Annotated in this window: 4 protein-coding genes and 1 pseudogene; 4 read left to right on the top strand and 1 reads right to left on the bottom strand. The window is 66.6% G+C overall.

Features of this window, described 5'->3' with window-relative positions; translation table 11 throughout:
- Positions 1-179: 179 nt before the first annotated feature.
- Both RH94_RS44125 and RH94_RS44130 read left to right on the top strand, forming a co-directional pair.
- Positions 180-899 carry a helix-turn-helix domain-containing protein gene (locus tag RH94_RS44125; RefSeq protein ID WP_234425931.1) on the top strand — a complete coding sequence of 240 codons (720 nt, stop codon included), beginning with the start codon at positions 180-182 and terminating at the stop codon, positions 897-899.
- A gap of 15 nt (positions 900-914) precedes the next feature.
- Positions 915-1,403 carry a transposase gene (locus tag RH94_RS44130; RefSeq protein WP_267893385.1) on the top strand — a complete coding sequence of 163 codons (489 nt, stop codon included), beginning with the start codon at positions 915-917 and terminating at the stop codon, positions 1,401-1,403.
- A 42-nt stretch (positions 1,404-1,445) separates the two neighbouring features.
- Here the strand turns inward: RH94_RS44130 and RH94_RS21355 are convergent, their stop codons facing one another.
- On the bottom strand, positions 1,446-1,892 hold the full coding sequence (locus RH94_RS21355) for a winged helix-turn-helix transcriptional regulator (RefSeq protein ID WP_073949112.1): 447 nt from the start codon (positions 1,890-1,892) through the stop codon (positions 1,446-1,448).
- A 132-nt stretch (positions 1,893-2,024) separates the two neighbouring features.
- Here RH94_RS21355 and RH94_RS21360 point away from each other — a divergent pair, with 132 nt between their 5' ends.
- Positions 2,025-2,897, top strand: coding sequence for an aldo/keto reductase family oxidoreductase (locus RH94_RS21360; RefSeq protein ID WP_073949113.1), 873 nt, complete (start codon positions 2,025-2,027; stop codon positions 2,895-2,897).
- A gap of 292 nt (positions 2,898-3,189) precedes the next feature.
- A pseudogene (locus tag RH94_RS44135) lies at positions 3,190-3,362 on the top strand (ISL3 family transposase); the annotation flags it as partial.

The raw sequence follows: 3,362 nt of genomic DNA on the forward strand, positions 1-3,362 counted from the left end.
CCCGCCGCACCGCGCAGGATCTCTTCGGCGCCGGCGACTACGACTCTCTCGCCGAAGGCATGGCCTTCCCGGAACTCAACGCGCTGTTCTCCGAACCCAACTGACTCTGATTGAGTCGGGAGGCGCGGCCATGGCGGCCACCCTGCCCGAACCGCGCGGCAGGGGCGTGTGGCGCGCGGGTGCGGCAGGCCGCCGCCGACCGTGATCCCTTTCTCCTGATTGGCTCGTCTGCCGTGCCTGTTGCCGTCGCCTGTGCGATATTTCTGACCGCCACTGATCGCAAGCGGTTGAAGAAGGTGGCCTGGAGCCACAAGAGCGAGTATCGGCAGCGGGTGCGGGCGCAGATCGTGCTGCACGCCGCGCGCGGCCGTTCCAATGCCCGCATCGCGCGTGAGACGGGTCTACACCTCGACACGGTGCGCCGATGGCGGCGCCGCTTCGCCGAGCAGGGACTTGCCGGGCTCCAGGACCGTCAGCGATCCGGCCGCCCGTCTTCGTTCACGCCCTTGCAGGCGGTCGAGGTGAAGGCGCTGGCCTGTCGGCTGCCTGCCGAGAGCGGGGTGCCGCTTTCGCGCTGGCCGTGTCCGGAACTGGCCCGCGAGGCCGTCACACGGGGTATCGTCACCTTCCTGTCGGCCTCCACCGTGCGCCGCTGGCTCAAGGCCGACGCGCTCAAGCCGTGGCAGCATCACTCCTGGATCTTCATCACCGACCCGGACTTCCGCCCCCGGGCCCAGCGCGTCCTTGACCTGTATGCTCGCACCTTCGAGGGCACCGCGATGGGCGATGACGAGTACGTCATCAGCGCGGACGAGAAGACTTCCGTTCAGGCCCGCTGCCGCTGCCACCCCACCCTCGCCCCCGGCCGTGCCAGAGCGATGCGGGTCAACCACGCCTAACGGCGCGGCGGAGCCCTGGCCTACCTCGCCGCCTACGACGTCCACCAGGCGAAGGTGTTCGGCCGCTGCGAGGAAACCACCGGCATCGTGCCGTTCATGGCTCTGGTCACCCAGGTCATGAGTCAGGAGCCCTACGCCACCGCGAAACGCGTGTTCTGGATCGTGGACAACGGTTCCTCCCACCGCGGGAAGAAGGCCGCCGACCGGCTGACCACGGCGTTCTCGAACGCGGTCATGGTCCACACCCCGGTCCACGCCTCCTGGCTGAACCAGGTGGAGATCTACTTCTCCGTCGTTCAGCGGAAAGTCGTCCAACCCAACGACTTCACCGACCTGACCCACGTCAGAGACCGGCTCCGGGACTTCGAGAACCGCTACAACGCCACGGCACAGCCGTTCCAGTGGAAGTTCACCACCACCGACCTGGACGATCTGCTGGCCAGGCTCGACCGGCACACCGCCGATCGCCCAGAACAATCCGGCTCTTCGCAGTTGAGGGTGTAGCGCCGATGAATGTAGTGCTGTTGGACGGTTGGATGTGAGGCGTCAGGACGTGCGAGAGCCGTAGTTCTCGCGGTTTGCGAGGACCTCGGCCATGTGCGTCTGCGCCCAGTTTCTGAGCCCGCGCGTCATGTGGTGGAGCGAGAGGCCGAGGTCGGTCAGCTCGTAGGAGACGGTGACAGGGACGGTTGGCGTCACGGTACGCGTGAGCAGACCATCGTGCTCCAGCGAGCGTAGCGTCTGGGTCAGCATCTTCTGGCTGACCCCGGCCAGAAGACGAGAGATCTCGGAGTAGCGCATCGCCTTCGGAGCGTCTGCGTGTGCTGCACCGGGCTGGCGAGGGCTGTTGTCGCCGCCCAGCGCACACAAGATCAGGACGACCCACTTGTCCGAGATTCGGTCGAGCAGCTGCCGGCTGGGGCACTCTGCCAGGAACGCGTTGTACTCCACCTTGGCCTGAGCCCTCTTCTGGGCCGCCTTCGTCGTCGTCACTGATCGTACCTCTCACCAATGGGTGGGTTACGCACTTCAAAGTGCCTACTTCCCGACAGGAAGTTTCTCTCCAATGCTGATGCAGGGAGGCAGCAGGCGCCACCCCCCAAGTGCACGACGAAAGGCAACAAGATGAGCACGCCTTCCCTCTCTCTTCCCGGCGACACCTGGGCTCTGGGTGACCTGACCGTCACCCGGTTCGGTTACGGCGCCATGCAACTGGCCGGCCCGTGGGTTATGGGGCCGCCCGCCGATCGCGAGGGTGCCCTGGCCGTTCTGCGTGAAGCGGTCGACGTCGGTATCACCCACATCGACACCAGCGACGCTTACGGGCCGCGCGTCACCAACGAGTTGATCCGCGAGGCACTGCGTCCCTATCCCGAGTCGCTGCACATCGTGACCAAGGTGGGCGCGACCCGCGACGAACAGGGTGGCTGGCCTACGGCCCGGCGGCCCGAAGATCTGCGCCGCCAGGTCCACGACAACCTCGAGTCCCTCGGGCTCGACGTACTCGACCTGGTCAACCTCCGACTCGGCAACGCCGAAGGCCCCCAGCCCGGCTCGCTCGCCGAGGCGTTCGAGACGCTCGTCGAACTCCAGCAGCAGGGCCTGATCCGCCACCTCGGGGTCAGCAACGCCACCGAGGAGCAGGTCACCGAGGCACAGAGCATCGCGCCGATCGTGTGCGTGCAGAACATGTACAACCTCGCCCACCGCCACGACGACAAGCTCATCGACCGGCTCGCCCCCGACGGCGTCGCGTACGTGCCCTTCTTCCCCCTCGGGGGCTTTACCCCGCTTCAGTCCTCGGCGCTGTCGGCGGTCGCCGCTCGATCGGAGGCGACACCGATGTCCGTCGCACTGGCCTGGCTGCTGCAGCGATCACCGAACATCCTGCTCATCCCCGGCACGTCATCGACGGCACACCTGCGCGAGAACATCGCCGGCGCGGGACTCGCCCTCTCTCATGGGGACTTGGCCGAGCTGGACGACATCGGCCGCTGAATGCCCCAGAGCTGAACGGCTCACAAGCCACGGCTGAAGCCACCGTTCAAGTTCCGGCCCAGGGCACCCTCGCGCGACCGGGGCCGAAGCAGAATGATTCGCCCTCACCTGGATGACTTCAGATCATCAACCGTCAAAAACTTGTGTCACACCGACGGTGAAAGCTCATCCCGCGTCGGTGGCCGGGTAGGCGTCGAGGTCTCCCGAGGACGGGGGTTCCTACACCAAGCCCATCCGGAAGACCTCGACGTTGCACGACGCTACGCCTGAGGCGGGCTTCGCCCGCGCTGACATGAATACGTTCTGCCGCCTTGACGAGCTCGGTCTCGAAGTCACCGGTCAGCGACTCGCCCCGGATCGTGCGGTTCTCGCGTGCCGGGCCGTCGAGTCCGATCAGTGGTGCCGCCGCTGCGGTTGCGAAGGCACACCGCGTGACACCGTGACCCGGCGACTGGCGCACGAGCC

Origin of the sequence: Streptomyces kebangsaanensis, from assembly GCF_001906585.1 — a bacterium.
Taxonomy (GTDB): domain Bacteria; phylum Actinomycetota; class Actinomycetes; order Streptomycetales; family Streptomycetaceae; genus Streptomyces; species Streptomyces kebangsaanensis.